The 18,061-nt window shown below is 40.5% G+C and carries 12 protein-coding genes; all 12 read left to right on the forward strand.

The features are described from left to right. Window positions 1–131: 131 nt before the first annotated feature. On the forward strand, window positions 132–2,153 hold the full coding sequence (locus tag G628_RS0102415) for an alpha-amylase family glycosyl hydrolase (protein WP_027208362.1): 2,022 nt from the start codon (window positions 132–134) through the stop codon (window positions 2,151–2,153). Beyond that, the gene (gene pepT / locus G628_RS0102420; RefSeq protein WP_026654896.1) at window positions 2,150–3,394 is read left to right on the forward strand and encodes a peptidase T; all 1,245 of its coding nucleotides are present in this window, start codon (window positions 2,150–2,152) and stop codon (window positions 3,392–3,394) included. The genes G628_RS0102415 and pepT overlap by 4 nt, the downstream gene beginning before the upstream one ends. Further along, complete coding sequence (miaB, locus tag G628_RS0102425; RefSeq protein WP_026666761.1) at window positions 3,394–4,860, forward strand: tRNA (N6-isopentenyl adenosine(37)-C2)-methylthiotransferase MiaB; 1,467 nt, start codon at window positions 3,394–3,396, stop codon at window positions 4,858–4,860. Before pepT ends, miaB begins: the two co-directional genes overlap by 1 nt. A gap of 68 nt (window positions 4,861–4,928) precedes the next feature. Beyond that, window positions 4,929–7,571: a DNA mismatch repair protein MutS gene (mutS, locus tag G628_RS0102430; protein ID WP_034500578.1), complete on the forward strand. Its 2,643-nt coding sequence runs from the start codon at window positions 4,929–4,931 to the stop codon at window positions 7,569–7,571. Next, window positions 7,572–9,623 (forward strand): DNA mismatch repair endonuclease MutL, encoded by a 2,052-nt coding sequence (gene mutL, locus G628_RS0102435; protein ID WP_027208364.1) that lies wholly within the window; start codon window positions 7,572–7,574, stop codon window positions 9,621–9,623. It abuts the gene before it with no gap. Then, window positions 9,620–10,558, forward strand: a complete 939-nt coding sequence (miaA, locus tag G628_RS0102440) for a tRNA (adenosine(37)-N6)-dimethylallyltransferase MiaA (RefSeq protein ID WP_026666763.1) — start codon at window positions 9,620–9,622, stop codon at window positions 10,556–10,558. Before mutL ends, miaA begins: the two co-directional genes overlap by 4 nt. Beyond that, window positions 10,551–11,852, forward strand: coding sequence for an aminotransferase class I/II-fold pyridoxal phosphate-dependent enzyme (locus G628_RS0102445; protein WP_026666764.1), 1,302 nt, complete (start codon window positions 10,551–10,553; stop codon window positions 11,850–11,852). The genes miaA and G628_RS0102445 overlap by 8 nt, the downstream gene beginning before the upstream one ends. A 64-nt stretch (window positions 11,853–11,916) precedes the next feature. After that, the gene (gene radC, locus G628_RS0102450; protein ID WP_027208365.1) at window positions 11,917–12,630 is read left to right on the forward strand and encodes a RadC family protein; all 714 of its coding nucleotides are present in this window, start codon (window positions 11,917–11,919) and stop codon (window positions 12,628–12,630) included. Between the two features lie 10 nt (window positions 12,631–12,640). Then, window positions 12,641–13,645, forward strand: a complete 1,005-nt coding sequence (locus G628_RS0102455; protein ID WP_026666766.1) for a rod shape-determining protein — start codon at window positions 12,641–12,643, stop codon at window positions 13,643–13,645. Beyond that, window positions 13,645–14,526 carry a rod shape-determining protein MreC gene (gene mreC / locus G628_RS0102460; protein WP_027208366.1) on the forward strand — a complete coding sequence of 294 codons (882 nt, stop codon included), beginning with the start codon at window positions 13,645–13,647 and terminating at the stop codon, window positions 14,524–14,526. The genes G628_RS0102455 and mreC overlap by 1 nt, the downstream gene beginning before the upstream one ends. Window position 14,527: 1 nt before the next feature. After that, window positions 14,528–15,052, forward strand: a complete 525-nt coding sequence (gene mreD / locus G628_RS0102465; RefSeq protein WP_051198966.1) for a rod shape-determining protein MreD — start codon at window positions 14,528–14,530, stop codon at window positions 15,050–15,052. Further along, entirely contained in the window at window positions 15,045–18,050 is a 3,006-nt protein-coding gene (locus tag G628_RS0102470; RefSeq protein ID WP_027208368.1) for a penicillin-binding transpeptidase domain-containing protein, read from the forward strand. The genes mreD and G628_RS0102470 overlap by 8 nt, the downstream gene beginning before the upstream one ends. Window positions 18,051–18,061 lie beyond the last annotated feature (11 nt).

An 18,061-nucleotide genomic window follows, 5' to 3' on the forward strand; every position in this document is an offset into this window, starting at 1 on the left:
AAAATCTTTTTCAATGGTTATCATGATTATAGCATACTTCGTGCACATAAAGACATTATGTGTTAAAATATTAGGGCTTATGTTGTTTGATACAATAAACAGTAACTTTGAGCACAAATTTCGGAGAGATTATGACTTCAGCGTACAAGATTACCGATGAAAAGCCTTATCCATTGGGCTGCTATATTGACTACGATAAGAGTCTGGTTGTCAGAGCTGTATTTGACGGTGGTTCTAAGCGTGGTATCACGCTTTACCGAGGCGAAAAAGGCGAGGACGATGGTTTTGTCATTGAGCTCCCTACGGAATGTAAGCGCGGGAATATTTATTCTGCGAGAATTTCCGGAATAAAGGATGTGGACGGATATACGCAGTACAATCTTTTTGAAGATGAGGATTATTTTTGCGATCCGTATGCAAAGCTTGTCATAGGACTTGATAAATTTGGCGAGGAAGTCGAAGATTCCGCTATCAGAGCCAAACTTGACAATAAATCACTCAGATCCGATTCATCTACTTGCTTTGACTGGGAAGGTAGTTCTTCTCCGCAGACCCCGTATGAGGACAGCTTCGTTTATCTGATGCATGTAAGAGGCTTTACGAAGAGTTCTTCGAGTGGGCTTCCGGCTGATATCAGAGGTACGTTTTCGGGAATAATCGCAAAGCTTGATTATCTTAAATCTCTTGGCGTGACTTGCATTGAGCTTATGCCTATATACGAGATGAATGAACTTCAGGATTCCGAGAAGAGAGGCAAAGTTCGCAGTGCCATCAAGGGCTCGAAAGCACTTAAGGGAAGCGATGTTATTTTTTCCAGAAACGGAAGTATTACAAATAAGGGAAACTTTGATCATAAGGTTAATTTCTGGGGATACAAAAAAGGTTATTACTTTGCTCCCAGGACTTCTTATTGTGTGGATCCCGCAAATGCCGAGGATGAAGTGAAGAACTTTATCAAGACTATGCATGAGAACGGCATTGAAGTAGTTCTTCAGTTTTATTTTGAAGAGGATGAGAGCGAGAGTATAATAATTGATGCGCTCAGGTACTGGAGATGTACGTACAGAGTGGATGGTTTCCATGTCAAAGGAGCCCGTCTTCCTATGCGGAACATCACAAAAGATCCGCTTTTTGCCGATGTAAAGATCTGGCATGAGTGGTTTGACTATGGTGATATATACGGCGGAAAGCCTGTTAAAAAGCGCTTTCTTGCCGAATATAACAATACATTTTTGAATTCTTCGAGAAAATTCTTAAAAAGTGATGACAATACCGCGGGAGATTTCCTTAAGGTAATGATCGCCAACGGATGCGACCACGGTGTGATCAATTATATTTGCAACTACGAAGGATTCAGGCTCGCCGATCTTGTTTCTTTTGAACACAAAAGAAATGAAGAAAACGGCGAAAATAATAAAGACGGTACAGACGAGAACTACAGCTGGAACTGCGGAATAGAGGGAAGAACCAGAAAAAAAGGCATTCTTGATCTTAGAAACAGGCAGATAAAGAATATTTTATCCATGCTCTTTTTGGCACAGGGAACTCCCATGATATTCAGCGGAGATGAGTTTGGTAACTCTCAGGGCGGCAACAACAATCCGTATTGTCAGGACAATGATATCGGATGGGTTGACTGGAAGGCGCTTGATAAGAACGAGGATCTTCTTGAATATGTCAAATTTCTCGTAAATATGAGAAGAGAGCATATTATGTTCAGAGAGCCGGCTCCGTTTAAGCTGATGGATTATATTTCATGCGGTTATCCTGATTTTTCTTGTCACGGGAGAGATGCATGGAGACCTGATTTTACGGCGCAGAGTCATGTTTTGGGACTTCTTTATTGCGGGCTTTATGATAAAAAAGCGGAAGATAAGCCATTTGTATATGTGTGTTACAATATGTGCTGGAATAAATCGGAAATAGCTCTTCCGAAACTTCCGGACGGAAATTCGTGGAAGCTTATATCAGATACCGCATGTGCGGAAGTGAACACTGATTCCGATAACAATTATGTCGTAAAAAATAAAAATGAGTCAGATAAAAAAGCCTTGGATAATGACAAAGTGACGCTTACAGAGCGTTCTGTCAGAATATATCAGAGCTTTAAAGATAAAAAAGATAATAAAAGGAAAAGTAGTAAAAAGAAATGAACAAACCGGACGTTATTGAAAAATTTTTAAGATATGTAAAGGTTGATACCCAGTCAGATCCTGATTCGGGTACGTCTCCCTCTACCATGAAGCAGCATGACCTTGCGAAAATCTTAAGAGATGAACTTATCGAGATCGGAGCTTCCGACGTATATTATGATGAAGATCATTGCTATGTTTATGCGTCTATTCCTTCGAATATCGATGATGGAAAAAAGAGATACAAGATGGGCTTTGTTGCTCACATGGATACTTCCGATGAAGTTAGCGGAAAAGATGTAAAGCCCAGAATAATAGATAATTACGAGGGTACGGACATATGCCTTTCAAAGGACGGGAAGGTTATTCTTTCACCAAAGGATTTCCCCGAGCTTTTAAATCATGTCGGTGAAGATCTTATTGTTACAGACGGAACGACACTTCTCGGAGCAGATGATAAGGCCGGTGTTTCGGAAATTATGACAATGGCGGAAACTCTTTTGTCCAATCCCGAAATTAAGCACGGTGATATTAGGATCGCGTTTACTCCCGATGAAGAGATCGGCGAGGGAACAGCTCATTTTGATCTGAAGAGATTTGGTGCAGACTTTGCATATACCGTTGACGGCGGAAAGCTCGGAGAGCTCGAATACGAGAACTTTAATGCTGCGGAAGGAACTATAAAGGTTCACGGAAGAAGCGTTCATCCGGGTGATGCCAAGAATAAGATGATAAATGCGGCTCTTATCTGCTATGAGTTCCATTCAATGCTTCCTGTATTCCAGAATCCCATGTATACGGAGAAAAGAGAGGGATTTTTCCACCTTACAAACGTAAACGGCGGAACAGAGAGTGCAGAGGCAACATATATCATAAGAGATCACAATGAGAAGCTTTTTAACAGCAAGAAAAAGCTCTTTTACGATGCTGCGGAGTATCTTAACAAGAAGTACGGTATTGGAACGGTTGAAGTTAATATAAGAGACCAGTACTTCAATATGCTCGAGAAGATCCGTCCGCACATGCATCTTGTCGAAAATGCTAAGAAGGTAATGATCGGACTTGCGATCACACCGATCGACTCACCTATAAGAGGCGGTACAGACGGTGCTTCGCTTTCATATAAGGGACTTCCCTGCCCGAACCTTTGCACGGGTGGCTACAACTATCATGGCAAGTATGAGTATGCTTCTATACAGGAGATGCGCAAGGTTGTAGATATCCTTTTGGGAATTGTAAAAGTATACGGAGAAGATTTTTAATGGCTAGTGAAAAAGCAAATAATATCAGTATATTAAACGCCAACAGGCAGGACGTTGCCGATGAGGAGAGCGTCAGACAGCTTGAATATATTGAAAAAGCCAAAGCTCAGGTTTCTTTTATGGAAAAAGAGCTTGGAAGAAAGCTTAAGGCATGTGTTGTTACTTTTGGATGTCAGATGAACGCGAGGGATTCCGAGAAACTTCTTGCGACACTTAAGCTTGTAGGATATGAAGAAACAGAATCGGAAGATGCCGATTTTGTAATCTATAACACATGTACCGTTCGCGATAACGCCGACCAGAGAGTTCTTGGAAGACTCGGTCAGTGCAGTAATTTTAAGAAGAGCAATCCTTATATGAAGATTGCGATCTGCGGATGCATGATGCAGGAGAAAACAGCCGTTGATAAGATTAAAAAGAGCTACAGATTCGTCGATCTTATTTTCGGAACACATAACATTTATAAATTTGCGGAGCTTTTGTACCAATCACTTAACTCCGACAAGATGATAATCGATATCTGGAAAGAGACTGACAAGATTGTCGAGGATCTTCCGGTTCTTCGTAAGTATTCATTTAAGTCGGGCGTAAATATTATGTTTGGCTGCAATAATTTCTGCACTTATTGTATTGTTCCTTACGTCAGAGGACGAGAGAGAAGCAGAAGCCCCAAGGACATAATCAGAGAGTGCGAAAAGCTTGCAAAAGACGGTGTTAAAGAGATCATGCTTCTAGGACAGAACGTCAACTCATACGGAAATGATTTTGAGGACGGAAATCCGGATAAGATTTCTTTTGCGGAGCTGATTGACGAAGTCACTAAGGTTGAAGGTATAGAGAGAGTAAGGTTTATGACTCCTCATCCTAAGGACTTTTCAGATGAGCTTATAGATGTTATTGCAAATAATAAAAAAATAGCAAGACATATTCATCTTCCTCTTCAGTCGGGAAATACCGAGATTTTGAGGAGAATGAACAGAAAATATACCAAGGAAGATTTCCTTAATCTTGTAAATAAGATAAGGGCTAAACTTCCCGATGTTGCGATCACAACGGATATTATCGTAGGTTTCCCCGGTGAAACAAAAGAGGACGTTGATGATACTATCGATGTTGTGAAGAAATCAGCTTTTGACAACGCATTTACCTTTATCTATTCAAAGAGGTCCGGAACACCTGCCGCAACTTTTGAAGATCAGGTACCGGAAGACGTTGTTAAAGAAAATTTCGACAGGCTTCTTAAAGTCGTTCAGGATACGGCAAAAGAGCAGTCTCTTAAATACAAGGGGCAGGTTCAGGAAGTGCTTGTTGAAAGCGTAAACGATCATGATGATTCTCTTATGACGGGAAGAATGTCAAACAATACACTTGTACATTTCCCCGGTAGCGAGGAACTTATCGGTCAAATGGTCAAAGTAAAGATTACTGATTGTCACGGCTTTTATTTCTTTGGGGAGAAAGCATAATAACGGAGGAATTATACGTGGAGAGTACCACGACGTATGAGAATGTAGACATAGAAAAAGTATCACCCATGATGCAGCACTATCTTCAGACAAAGAATGAGTACAAAGACTGCGTCTTGTTTTACAGACTTGGGGATTTTTACGAACTGTTTTTTGACGATGCGAAGACTGTTTCAAAAGAGCTTGAACTTACCCTTACGGGAAAAGCGTGCGGACTTGAAGAGAGAGCACCTATGTGCGGAGTTCCTTTTCATGCGGTTGATACTTATCTTACAAGACTTGTTTCAAAGGGATACAAGGTTGCAATATGTGAACAGACCGAGGATCCAAAGCAGGCAAAAGGCATCGTAAAAAGAGATGTGACAAGGATAGTTACACCCGGAACGAATCTCAATATGCAGGCCCTTGAGGAAACCAAAAACAACTACCTCATGTGCGTGTTTTATGATTCGGAATGCATTGGAATCTCTGTTGCGGATGTTACTACGGGTGATTATTATCTCACGGAAGTTTCAAGCATCAAGGAAGCTTGCGACGAGATTGGAAAGTACATGCCTTCTGAGCTTATCTGCAATGAGGCTTTTACTTTTTCAGGTGTTTCAACCGATGATCTTAAGAACAGGCTCGGAGTATATATAAATCCTCTTGATGCAAGATATTACGATGAGGAAAATTGTAAAAAGACACTGATAACGCACTTTAAAGTCAAGTCGCTAATAGGTCTCGGACTTGATGATTTCGGAAACGGAATAGTGGCTGCCGGAGCTCTTTTGCAGTATCTCATCGATATGCAGAAGACAGAGATAGCGAATATCACTCATATTTACCCTTATCTTACAAGTAAGTTCATGCTTCTTGATTCATCTACAAGGCGAAATCTTGAACTTGTTGAGACGATGAGGGATAAGCAGAAGAGAGGAACGCTCCTGTGGGTTCTTGATAAGACCAAAACAGCTATGGGTGCGAGAACGCTTCGAAGCTTTATAGAACAACCTCTGATCGAGAAAGATGATATTCTTTTAAGACAGGGTGCGGTCGAAAAGCTTGTAAAGAATGTGGTCACAAGGGAAGAAATACGTGAGTATCTTAATCCCGTATACGATCTTGAAAGACTTATGTCAAAGATCGTGTTTAAGACTGCAAATCCAAGGGATCTTCTTGCTTTCAGGAATTCAATCAGGATGATTCCGGCGATAAAGACATCTCTTATTGATGTTAAGGATGATCCGGAGCTTTCTTCACTTGAGGAGAGACTCGATCCTTTGAGAGATATTTATGACCTTATCGATATGGCTATCGTTGAGGAGCCTCCGCTTACGATAAAAGAAAGCGGAATCATAAAGGATGGTTTCGACAAAGATATCGATACATTCAGAGAAGCCGGAACCAACGGAAAAAGTTGGCTTGCACAGCTTGAGGATGAAGAAAAGGAAAAGACGGGGATAAAAAATCTTAAGATCAAATACAGCAATGTGTTTGGTTATTCCTTTGAGGTTACCAATTCATTCAAAGACAAAGTCCCCGATTATTTCATCAGAAAACAGACTCTTACAAACTGCGAGAGATATACGACTCCCAAGTTGAAAGAGCTTGAAGATACAATTTTAAACGCTCAGGATAAGCTCAATAATCTTGAGTATGAGATGTTCTGCAAGATAAGAGATTCCATTGCTCTTGAGATAGACAGAATACAGGGCACGGCTAAAGCACTTGCGCTTCTTGATGTATATGCTTCGCTTGCTTATGTTGCCGAAAAAAATCATTATGTTAAGCCCTCAATAAACGAAAAGGGCGTATTTAACATAAAGAACGGAAGACATCCGGTTGTTGAGCTTATGCTTGATTCTTCCGATATGTTTATTTCGAACGATACATATCTTGATAACAAAAAGCATTGCATCTCAATTATCACAGGTCCCAATATGGCGGGTAAATCCACATATATGAGACAGACGGCGCTTATATCACTTATGATGCAGATCGGAAGTTTCGTTCCTGCGGAAAAAGCCGATATATGCGTTGTTGACAGGATATTTACAAGAGTCGGTGCTTCCGATGACCTTGGCAGCGGTCAGTCTACATTCATGGTTGAGATGAATGAAGTTGCTAATATATTAAGGAATGCGACTCCAAATTCTCTTTTGATACTGGATGAGATAGGAAGAGGAACATCGACATATGACGGTCTTGCCATTGCCTGGGCTGTTACGGAGCATATCAGTAACAGAAAGATACTTGGCGCCAAGACTTTGTTTGCTACGCATTATCACGAGCTTACAGAGCTTGAGGGCAAGATGGACAATGTAAATAACTACTGTATTGCCGTTAAAGAAAACGGTGATGATATTGTTTTTCTAAGGAAAATCGTAAAGGGAGGCGCAGACAAGAGCTATGGTATTCAGGTTGCTAAGCTTGCGGGCGTTCCCGATATGGTCATCGACAGGGCCAAGGAGATTGTTGCTGAACTTACCGACAATGATATTACAGATAAAGTCCAGAGTATTGCAAAGGACAATAAGAGTGATAAAAAGGTCAAAGTTAAGCATTATGACGACGTTGATATGGATCAGATGTCACTGTTTGATACTGTAACCGATGAAGATGTGCTTAAGAGATTGCAGGAAATCGATATTACAACTCTTACGCCCATGGACGCTCTGAATACTTTGTACAAGCTTCAGAGTGATTTGAAAAACAGGTGGAAAAACTAAATGGCATTCATTAACGAACTCGACAAAAATACCATAGACCAGATTGCTGCAGGAGAAGTTGTTGAGAGACCTGCGAGTGTCGTAAAAGAACTTGTTGAAAACGCGATCGATTCAGGTGCTACCGCAATCACTGTTGAGATAAAAGGTGGCGGTATAGATATGATACGTGTCACCGATAACGGTTCCGGAATTGAAAAGACCGAGATAAGGAAAGCGTTTAAAAGACATGCTACAAGTAAGCTTAAGTCTATCGAGGATCTTTTTACGATTCATTCGCTTGGATTCAGAGGAGAGGCTTTATCAAGTATTTCTTCCGTTGCCCAGGTTGATCTGATCACAAAGACAAGAGACGATCTTGTCGGAATCAGATACAGTATAAGCGGCGGTGAGGAAGTATGCTTTGAAGAGATTGGAGCTCCTGACGGAACTTCTCTTATCGTAAGAAATCTCTTTTTCAATACTCCTGCGAGAAAAAAGTTTCTTAAGACTCCTCAGACTGAGGCAAGTTATATAGGTGATGTCATGGAGCATCTTGCTCTTGATAATCCTACAATATCATTCCACTACATAAACAACAGGGATGATAAATTCAATACTTCCGGAAACGGAGATCTTAAAGAGATCATCTACAGGATTTACGGAAGAGATGTTTCACTTAACCTCGTTCCCATTAATATCACGGAAAAAGGCGTGACTATTGAGGGGTATCTTGGTGAGCCTTCCATAAACAGGTCAAACAGGAATTTTGAGATCTTTTTTGTAAACGGAAGATATGTAAAAGATAAGATTATTTCTAAGGCGCTGGAAGAGGGATACAAGCAGTATCTTATGATGCACAAGTTCCCGTTTGCCGTTCTACACATTAGAATGGATCCCGCGATGGTAGATGTAAACGTGCATCCCGCAAAACTTGAAGTCAGATTCGACAATCAGACTGCGCTTTATGAGCTAATCCGTTCAAATGTTGAGAATACACTCAGAAATCGTGAGATGATTCCCGATGCGGTTCTTGACGATAACAAGAAGAAAAAGCCGGAGACTAATGCAGTCGAGCCCGTGAATATAATTAAGGCCGACAATGAAATTGCTCCCGAGCCAAAGAGCGTTGATGTATTCTTCGATGATGAAGCGGAAGATAAAGTTAAAAAAGCCGCTCCTGCCGTAAAAGAGAATGAGGCTACGAAAAAGAAAATCGCTCCGGAACCGTTTGAAAAGCAAAGATTAGAGGAAAATCTGGTAAAAGAAGATATTCCTGTTTATTCGAAAGATGCAAGCGGAGATACGGTCAGAATAAGTGATAATAATAAATCTGCCGTATGGACAAGGATTTTCGGAGATCTTGAAGGAAAACAGGCTGAAAAAACAGAACATCCTTCACCTATAATTAAGCCTTCGGAAGCTATTATAGTTGAAAAGCCCGTACAGCTGGATCTCTTTGAAGAGAAAGTTCTGAGCAAAGAGAATGTCAAAGAGTATGAGATTCTTGGTCAGATATTCGGAACATACTGGATCATCGGTTACAAAGATAAGATGCTTCTTGTGGATCAGCATGCTGCGCATGAGAAAGTAAACTACGAGCGCATGATAAAGAGATACAAATCGGGCGAAATGCTTTCACAGATGGTAAATCCGCCTGTTATCGTAACTTTGGCTTCTGCTGAGGAGGAACTTTTCCTTCGCTACAGGCAGTATTTTGAAAAGATAGGCTTTAACATCGAGAACTTTGGCGGACATGAATATGCGATGAGAGCTATTCCGGTGGATCTTTTTGGATGTGATGATGAGAAGGATCTTTTTATCAAAATCCTTGATGAACTGTCGCACGAGACAAATCTTGACAGGACACCGGATGTGATAAATTATAAGATCGCGAGCATGGCCTGCAAGGCTTCTGTTAAGGGAAATACCAAGATGACCAAGGAAGAGATGGAAGCTCTTTTGGACGAACTTCTTACACTTGATAATCCTTATAATTGCCCTCACGGAAGACCTACGATCATATCGATGACAAAGTATGAAATTGATAAAAAGTTTAAACGAGTTGTGGAATGAATAAACAAAAGCTGATTGTTTTAACGGGGCCCACTGCGGTGGGAAAATCCAAATTATCAATAGAGCTTGCCGGAAAGATAGGCGGAGAGATAATCTCCGCTGATTCTATGCAGGTCTATAAATATATGAATATCGGCACGGACAAGATTTCCAAAGAAAAAATGGGTGGTATCCCTCATCATCTGATCGACTTTCTTGACCCGAAAGAGGACTTTAACGTCTTTATGTTTCAGAAACTTGTGAAAGATGCCATTACAGATATTTCATCAAGAGGAAAAGTGCCGATACTTGTCGGCGGAACAGGCTTTTATATTCAGGCGGTTCTTTATGATATTGATTTTACCGAGACGGATGAAGATAATACCATAAGACATGAACTTGAAGAAAGAGTCAGAAAAGAAGGCACTTCCGGTATTTATGAGGAACTAAAAAGTGTCGATCCCGAGTCAGCTCTTTTGATACATGAAAATAATTCAAAGAGGGTTATACGTGCTCTTGAATATTATAAAAAGACCGGCAGGAAGATATCCGAGCACAACAAGGAGCAGAGCGAAAAAGTTTCGCCTTATGATTTTTACTACTTTGTGCTTACGGATGACAGGGAAGTTCTTTATTCAAGAATTGATAAAAGAGTTGATGCCATGATAGAAGAAGGTCTTGTCGATGAAGTTAAAGAACTTCGAAAAATGGATATTCCAAAGACCGCAACTTCAATGCAAAGCCTTGGATACAGAGAGATATTCGGCTATCTTGACGGCGAATACGACCTTGAAAGAGCGATATATCTGATAAAGAGAAACACAAGGCATTTTGCGAAGAGGCAGCTCACATGGTTTCGAAGAGAAAAGGAAGTTAGCTGGATAGACAAATCGGCATTTAACAGAGACGATAATCTCGTTTTGGAAGAAATACTAAGGATATATGAAAATGAGTGAATTAAATCAGACAATAGACAAGTTATATGATGAGTTCGGTATCTCCGAGAAGGTGCACAGATTCGGAGAGATAATAATCGAGGAGCTTTCCGAGAGATTTAAGAAGATTGACGAGACTGCTGAGTATAATCAGCTCAAGGTTCTTAAAGCTATGCAGGACAATAAGGTAAGTGAAGCATGTCTTATGGGAACAACGGGCTACGGATACAACGATATCGGAAGGGAAAAGCTGGAAGCTGTTTATGCATCAGTGTTTCACACCGAGGATGCGCTTGTTCGTCCGCAGATAACATGCGGAACTCATGCGCTTGCACTTGCTCTTATGAGTAATTTAAGACCCGGTGACATGCTTTTTTCTCCTGTAGGAAAGCCTTACGATACACTTGAAGAAGTTATCGGAATAAGAGAATCAAAGGGCTCTCTTGCAGAGTATGGAATCACATATTCACAGGTGGATCTTCTTTCTGACGGAAGTTTTGATTATGACAATATCAAAAAGGTTCTTGAAGAGAACGAGAACATAAAACTTGTTACCATACAGAGGTCAAAGGGATATCAGACAAGACCGACTCTTTCCGTATCGAGAATAGGAGAGCTTATTGCATTTATTAAGGGCATAAAGAGTGATGTTATATGCATGGTAGATAACTGCTACGGAGAATTCGTCGAGAGAATCGAACCTACAGATGTAGGCGCCGATATGGTTGTCGGATCTCTCATAAAGAATCCCGGAGGCGGACTTGCTCCGATCGGTGGTTATATTGCGGGCAAAAAAGAATGCGTCGAGAATGCGGCATTCAGGCTCACTTCCCCCGGACTTGGAAAAGAAGTTGGCGCTTCACTCGGAATACTTCCTTCTTTCTATCAGGGACTTTTCCTTGCACCTACAGTAACTGCAAGTGCGCTTAAAGGTGCAATATTTGCTGCCAATATTTATGAAAAATTCGGATTTTCCGTTTGTCCGGACAGCAAGGAAGAAAGACATGACATCATACAGGCTGTCACATTCGGAAAGCCTGAGGGTGTTATAGAATTTTGTAAAGGTGTTCAGGCTGCGGCTCCCGTTGATTCATTTGTAACTCCCGAGCCATGGGATATGCCGGGATATGATTCACAGGTAATAATGGCTGCAGGTGCCTTTGTTTCGGGCTCTTCAATAGAGCTTTCGGCTGACGGTCCCATCAAGGAACCTTACTCTGTATTCTTCCAGGGAGGCCTTACATGGCCGCACGCCAAGATTGGCATACTAAAGACTTTGCAAAATCTTGTAGATGCAGGCCTTATCTTGTGCTAAACTAATAGCTGTATGATTTTGATTCATTCTGATCGCCCGGAAAGCTTGTATCAGGAGGAATCACATGAAGCAATCAGATATCTCTTTTAAAGAGCACAGAACATATGAGGACCAGCTTCCCTATGAGCGCTTTTTAAAGTCAGGTCCGGAAAGTCTGACCGATGCCGAACTTCTTGCAATTATAATTCGAACAGGAAGCAGCAGTGCATCTCCGGTTGATATAGCAAAGAAAGTTATGGCAATGGGTAGAGGAAAGGAGAAAGGACTTAACAGTCTTTTCTGTGTTTCTGTTGAAGAACTTATGAAAGTTCATGGCATAGGGGAAGTCAAGGCGGTCAAACTTAAATGTATTGCTGAGCTTGCAAAGAGAATGTCTTGCCAGAAAGCGGATATCGGCCTTTTATGCAACGATCCGTCTATGGTTGCAAATTATTTTATGGAAAAGCTAAGGCATGAAGAATCCGAGAGGGTCTTTTTGCTTTGTCTTAACAACAGATTAAAGCTTGTCCAAGAAGTTCTTTTGTCCATGGGGACTGTCAATTCAGCCTCATTATCACCGAGAGATGTTTTTATTCACGCTCTTAGAACGGGAGCTTCAAATCTGATATTGGTGCACAATCATCCGGGAGGAGATCCGTCTCCGAGCAGATCGGATGTTTTGATAACCAATAAGATCAGAGAATCGGGGGCAATGCTTGATATCATTTTAAGGGATCATATTATTATAGGAGATCGCTCATATTACAGCTTTGAAGAAAAAGGGCTGTTATGGCAATAAGGAGGACGTTTTGAGTAACATATTTGGAATCGATCTTGGAACCAGCAACATTAAGATTTATAACAGAGATGAGGATGGACTTTTCGTTGAGAAGAACATGATTGCCATCGAAAACAAGACAAGAGTTTTTGCTTATGGTAATTCTGCATACGAGATGTACGAGAAAGCTCCCGATAAGATTCAGATCACATATCCTCTTAGCAGTGGTGTTATTGCTGATATCGAACACATGGAAGCTCTTGTAAAGCTTTTTTTGACAGATCAGATGAAGGGTTCGGTTAAGCCTTGCGAAGTTTATATTGCAGTTCCCAAGGATGTTACGGAAGTAGAAAGGCGTGCTTTCCACGATCTTATAAATGATGCCGGAATTAAAGCCAAGAAGATCATGATGGTTAAGAAACCTCTGGCTGACGGTCTCGGAATGAATGTTGACGTTATGAATTCACAGGGTGTGCTTGTTGTTGACGTCGGATATGACACAACAGAGATCTCAATTCTTTCACTCAGAGGAATCGTTGTCAGCAAACTTATCAAAGTCGGCGGAAAGAAGTTCGACGAGGCGATAAGAACCGTTATCCGTAAGGAATTTGGTCTTCTTATTGGTGAAAAAACATCGGAAACTGTAAAAATGTCACTTAAGGATCTTGAAAAAGAGGGTAAGGATGCAGTCGTTTATGGAAGAGATATCGTAACAGGTCTTCCCGTAGAGAGAATGATCCCTACAGATCTTCTCAATCAGGCTCTTATCGAAAGCTTTGACGCAATCCTTGATAATATTAAAGCTACACTTGAGAGAACTCCTCCGGAGCTTGCTGCAGATATCTTCAAGCACGGACTTTACCTTACAGGTGGTGCATCTCAGATCTGCCACCTTGCACAGAGACTTTCAAACGGTGTAGGCCTTAATGTTAATCTTGCCGAGAACCCGATTGGTTCTGTTGCCCTTGGTCTTTCTAAGATTATTAAAGATGACCAGTACAAGGTTCTTGCTTATGGAATCGAAGAGGATAAATAATGAGCCCTGTTATTAGGAGAAACGGAGAAGAGTTTACTGTCCCCAGTAAATATCTTCTCTCTATTTTAACTGCATTATGTATTGTTCTTATGATCATAACGTTTAATGCAGACAAGATTAATACAGGTCCGCTTGAAGGACCGATAAATGCTTTTGCAAGTGTCTTTATGATGCCGCTTCAAAGAGGCATCACGACTGTCGGTACCAAGATAAAAAATAAGACGGACAGATTGGCAGAAATCTCAAGGCTTCTTGACGAGAACGAAAGACTTAAAGCAAAAGTAGATGAACTTACAATTGAAAACAGCCAGTTACAGCAGGATAAATACGAACTTATAGAACTTCGTGAGCTTAAAGAACTCGACGATCAACATAAGTTTGTTACTGTTGGCGCAAGGGTTGTGGCAAAAGAGCCCGGCAAATGGTACGACTCATTTACCATTAACAAGGGAGAAGACGACGGACTTGAAGTTGACATGAATGTTCTTGCCGACGGAGGCCTTGTTGGACGTATTGTCAAGCTTGGACCTGACTGGGCTCAGGTTCGTACAATTATTTCGGATGACAATAATTGTACCGGAACAATTTTGAGCTTAAAGAAAAACCTTAATATTTCGGGTAGTCTTAAAGAGTATGACTACAGCGGAAATATTACTTTTTCAAGACTGAAAGACGACAAGGTTGCGCTTGGAGATTCCGTAGTGACGTCCACCATCAGTGAAAAATATATTCCCAATGTTTTGATCGGAAGTATCTCAGGCATTGAAAATGAGCCTGATAATACGAAAAAGGGAACGATTACTCCGGTGGTTGATTTTGAGCATTTGGATATAGTGCTTGTTGTAAAGGACCCCAAACCCTTTAAACCAAAAGAAAAATAATATGAGTATAAGAAGAGTATTAGTAAATTTTTTATTGGCGATATTGACGTTTACATTGCAGATTTCAGTTTTTAACAGAGTATTGGATTTTGGTGGTGTTACACCGGATCTTATGCTAGTTTTCGTGACCACGGTTGCTTTTTTACGTGGAGAAAAGCCGGGACTTTTGACAGGTTTTTTTGGTGGTTTATTGATTGATATATTTTTTGGTCACCTCGGTTTTTATGCGCTTATCTATATGTATCTCGGGTTCCTTGTGGGAAAACTGAACGAGGTCTTTTATTCTCAGAATATTGCAATCCCCATCACGATAATATCTGTTTCTGATTTTATCTACAATTTTGTTTGTTATGTTTTGCTACTCTTGTTCAGAAAGCGATTTGATATCGGTTATTATATGATGAACACGATAATACCCGGAGTTGTCTATACTGCGCTTGTTGCAATTTTCTATTATCCGCTTGTCTTAAAGATACATGAGCGAATTCTTGAGAAGGAACAAAGGAGCGAGAAAAAATTTGTTTAACGAGATCAAAGAGAAATTTATAAAGTTCATAACTTCAAGATCAGTAATGCTTGCCGGCGTAGTTGTGGCTTTTGCCTGTGTTTTGCTTGCGCGTTTGTTTTATTTGCAGATAATTATGGGAGATTATTACAAAGAAACGGCAACCAACGAAACAATTAAGGACAAGTATATACCTGCACCCCGTGGATGTATCTATGACAGAAACAAAAACCTTCTTGCTCACGATGAACGTGCAGATTCCGTAACGATAGAAGATGTATATGCAGATATGAAAATGAGTGATAAAAATCGTATGATCAATGAAACACTCAAGAAGACTATTGAGATCATCGAGGCTAACAACGATGAAATAGATTTTGATTTTGATATCGTGAGAGATGTTTCGGGAAAATATATTTTTAAGCCGGAGAATGAATCGGATATTCTTAAGTTCCTTAGGGATGCTTACGGAAGAGCTTCCGTAAAGGAGCTTAAAACCGAAGAAAAAGTAAAGACAGCCAAACAGGTAGTTGAAGATCTTTGCTATAGCTTCAGTATTGGAGATTATACGGATCCTCAAAATGAGAGCAGAGAAACATTTGAGGCCATGAAGGGCTATTCGCCCGAAATGGGATTTAAGATACTGGTTATCAGATACAAAATGGCTAAACAGGGCTTTCAGAATTATCTTGCGACCACTATTTCTTCTAGAGTTTCGGAAGAAACTGCCGCTGCAATTTTGGAGAGCAAAGATCAGCTTGAGGGCGTTGATATTACAAGCAGCTATGTGAGAATGTATGATGATGATTTCTTCTGCTTTTCGCCCATTCTTGGTTATACGGGAAAAATATCTGTCTCAGAGCTTGATGAATTTAATAAAGAAGCAGGCGACGAAACGGAAGACAATAAAAAAGGCTTATTTGCAAAAGCCGGTTCCGACGATGATAAAGAACAAAAATATGATATGAATGATATTGTCGGAAAATCAGGTATTGAAAAGTCACTTGAAAGTGAACTTCAGGGAACAAAAGGAAAAGATACCATTCACGTTGACAAAACAGGACATATTCTTGAAATTAGTGACAGTGTGGCGCCTGTTGCCGGTCATGATGTGTATCTTACTATTGATAAGGAACTTACCAAGGGATGCTATAAGATTCTTGAAAAAAATCTTGCAACCATTCTTCTGGATAAACTTAAAGATTCAAAACGCGGTCCCGTTTTTGATGAGAAGCCCAGTGCGAACCAGATGTGGCTCCCTATATATGACGCATATATAAATCTTTTTGTGAATGATATTATAGATATTTCAAAATTTAAAAATGCTGATGCACAGGAAAACGAAAAGGCTTTGTATGCAGCTTTTGTTCCCAAGAAAAAAGAAACAATCGCTGCAATCAAGGATGAACTCCTGAATAAGAAAACTCCTAAAAGTCAGCTTCCGGAAGAATATCAGGAATATATGGATCATATTTTGGATATCTTAAAGGATACGAATTATCCGATCATTTCAGCCGATAAGGATGACGAAGATTTCGTTAAGATAAATAAGGAATGGAAAGCGGGAACCATTTCTCTTTCCCAATATATTGACAGAGCGATAATAAATGAATGGGTTGATGCATCTAAGCTTGATATTGAAAATCTCTATGCCGATTCGGATGAAACTTACGCAGAGATCGTAAATTATATTGTAGCGGGAAAAGAAGGTAAGGGTGCCACAAAGCAATACGGCCTTAATAACGATCATGTATTTGATACATATCTTTATAAGCACATGCTTTATTCCGATACAATATCTCCGAGGCAGGTATGCAATGTCCTCTTGGAGCAGGGAATCATAAAAGCAGAAAATATTGATCCCGATGAACTTACAATCTGGAAAAATGGTGGGATTTCGCCTTACGTATTTTTGCGTAACAGGTTGGAAAAACTTGATATTACACCTGCACAGCTTGGCTTGTATCCTTGTACCGGTTCCATGGTAATTACCGATGTACAGACCGGTGATGTTCTGGCGCTTGTATCATATCCCGGTTATGACAACAATCGTCTTAGTAATGGCGATCCGGATTATCTTACAAGTCTTTTGACGGATAAATCCAATGCTAAACCTATGTACAATCATGCCACTCTTGAGAAGACCGCTCCCGGATCGACATTTAAGATGGTAACAGCTACTGCGGGACTTATGGAGAATGTTATAACTACAACTTCGACTATAAGTTGTAGCGGAATTTTCAATAAACTCGATCATCCTGCAAAATGTTGGAAAGCAGGCGGACATGGTTCACTCAATGTTGTCGGTGGTATCAGAAATTCATGTAACTGTTTTTTCTATGAAGTCGGTTATCGATTGGGAACAAGTGGCAATAAATATGACAGCGATCTTGGCTGTGCAAAACTTGCTAAATATGCCGGAGAATATGGACTTACAGATAAATCCGGAATTGAGATTGCCGAAGCGGAACCAAAAGTTGCAACCAAAGATGCTGTTCGTGGCGCTATCGGTCAGGATACTAACGAATATTCAACTGTAGGTCTTGCAAGATATATTACAGCTGTTGCAAACCGTGGAAAATGCTTTGATCTTACATTGGTTGACAAAATTGCGCTTGATTCCTACGGCAAAATGAAAGATAACAGCGCTAAGGTCAGAAATCAGATAAATATGCCGCAGGCTTATTGGGATTTCATTCATCATGGAATGAGAGAAGTAGTAATGGATAAGCCTTATTACAGCGAGCTTTCAAATAAAGGTTGCCCTGTTGCGGGTAAGACCGGAACGGCGGAAGAAGGATGGAATCCCAACCATTCGCTGTTTGTCTGTTATGCACCGTACAGTGATAAGAACGAGCAGCCTAAAATTGCGGTTGCTACCAGAGTTGCAAACGGATATACATCAAGTTATGCGGCCCAGATTACTGAAAAGGTTCTTGAATACTATTTTGAATATAAGACACTTGATGAAATTCTCGGTGGAGGAGAAGCTCTTGTCGGAGGCGGACGCGAGGACTAAAGTTTGGAGAA

Source organism: Butyrivibrio hungatei NK4A153, assembly GCF_000424465.1.
Lineage (GTDB): Bacteria > Bacillota > Clostridia > Lachnospirales > Lachnospiraceae > Butyrivibrio > Butyrivibrio hungatei_A.

What these genes read in the sequence shown, in the direction of transcription:
- G628_RS0102415 (WP_027208362.1), top strand. Translation starts at nt 132, where the DNA reads ATGACTTCAGCGTACAAGATTACCGATGAAAAGCCTTATCCATTGGGC.
- pepT (WP_026654896.1), top strand. Translation starts at nt 2,150, where the DNA reads ATGAACAAACCGGACGTTATTGAAAAATTTTTAAGATATGTAAAGGTT.
- miaB (WP_026666761.1), top strand. Translation starts at nt 3,394, where the DNA reads ATGGCTAGTGAAAAAGCAAATAATATCAGTATATTAAACGCCAACAGG.
- mutS (WP_034500578.1), top strand. Translation starts at nt 4,929, where the DNA reads ATGATGCAGCACTATCTTCAGACAAAGAATGAGTACAAAGACTGCGTC.
- mutL (WP_027208364.1), top strand. Translation starts at nt 7,572, where the DNA reads ATGGCATTCATTAACGAACTCGACAAAAATACCATAGACCAGATTGCT.
- miaA (WP_026666763.1), top strand. Translation starts at nt 9,620, where the DNA reads ATGAATAAACAAAAGCTGATTGTTTTAACGGGGCCCACTGCGGTGGGA.
- G628_RS0102445 (WP_026666764.1), top strand. Translation starts at nt 10,551, where the DNA reads ATGAGTGAATTAAATCAGACAATAGACAAGTTATATGATGAGTTCGGT.
- radC (WP_027208365.1), top strand. Translation starts at nt 11,917, where the DNA reads ATGAAGCAATCAGATATCTCTTTTAAAGAGCACAGAACATATGAGGAC.
- mreC (WP_027208366.1), top strand. Translation starts at nt 13,645, where the DNA reads ATGAGCCCTGTTATTAGGAGAAACGGAGAAGAGTTTACTGTCCCCAGT.
- mreD (WP_051198966.1), top strand. Translation starts at nt 14,528, where the DNA reads ATGAGTATAAGAAGAGTATTAGTAAATTTTTTATTGGCGATATTGACG.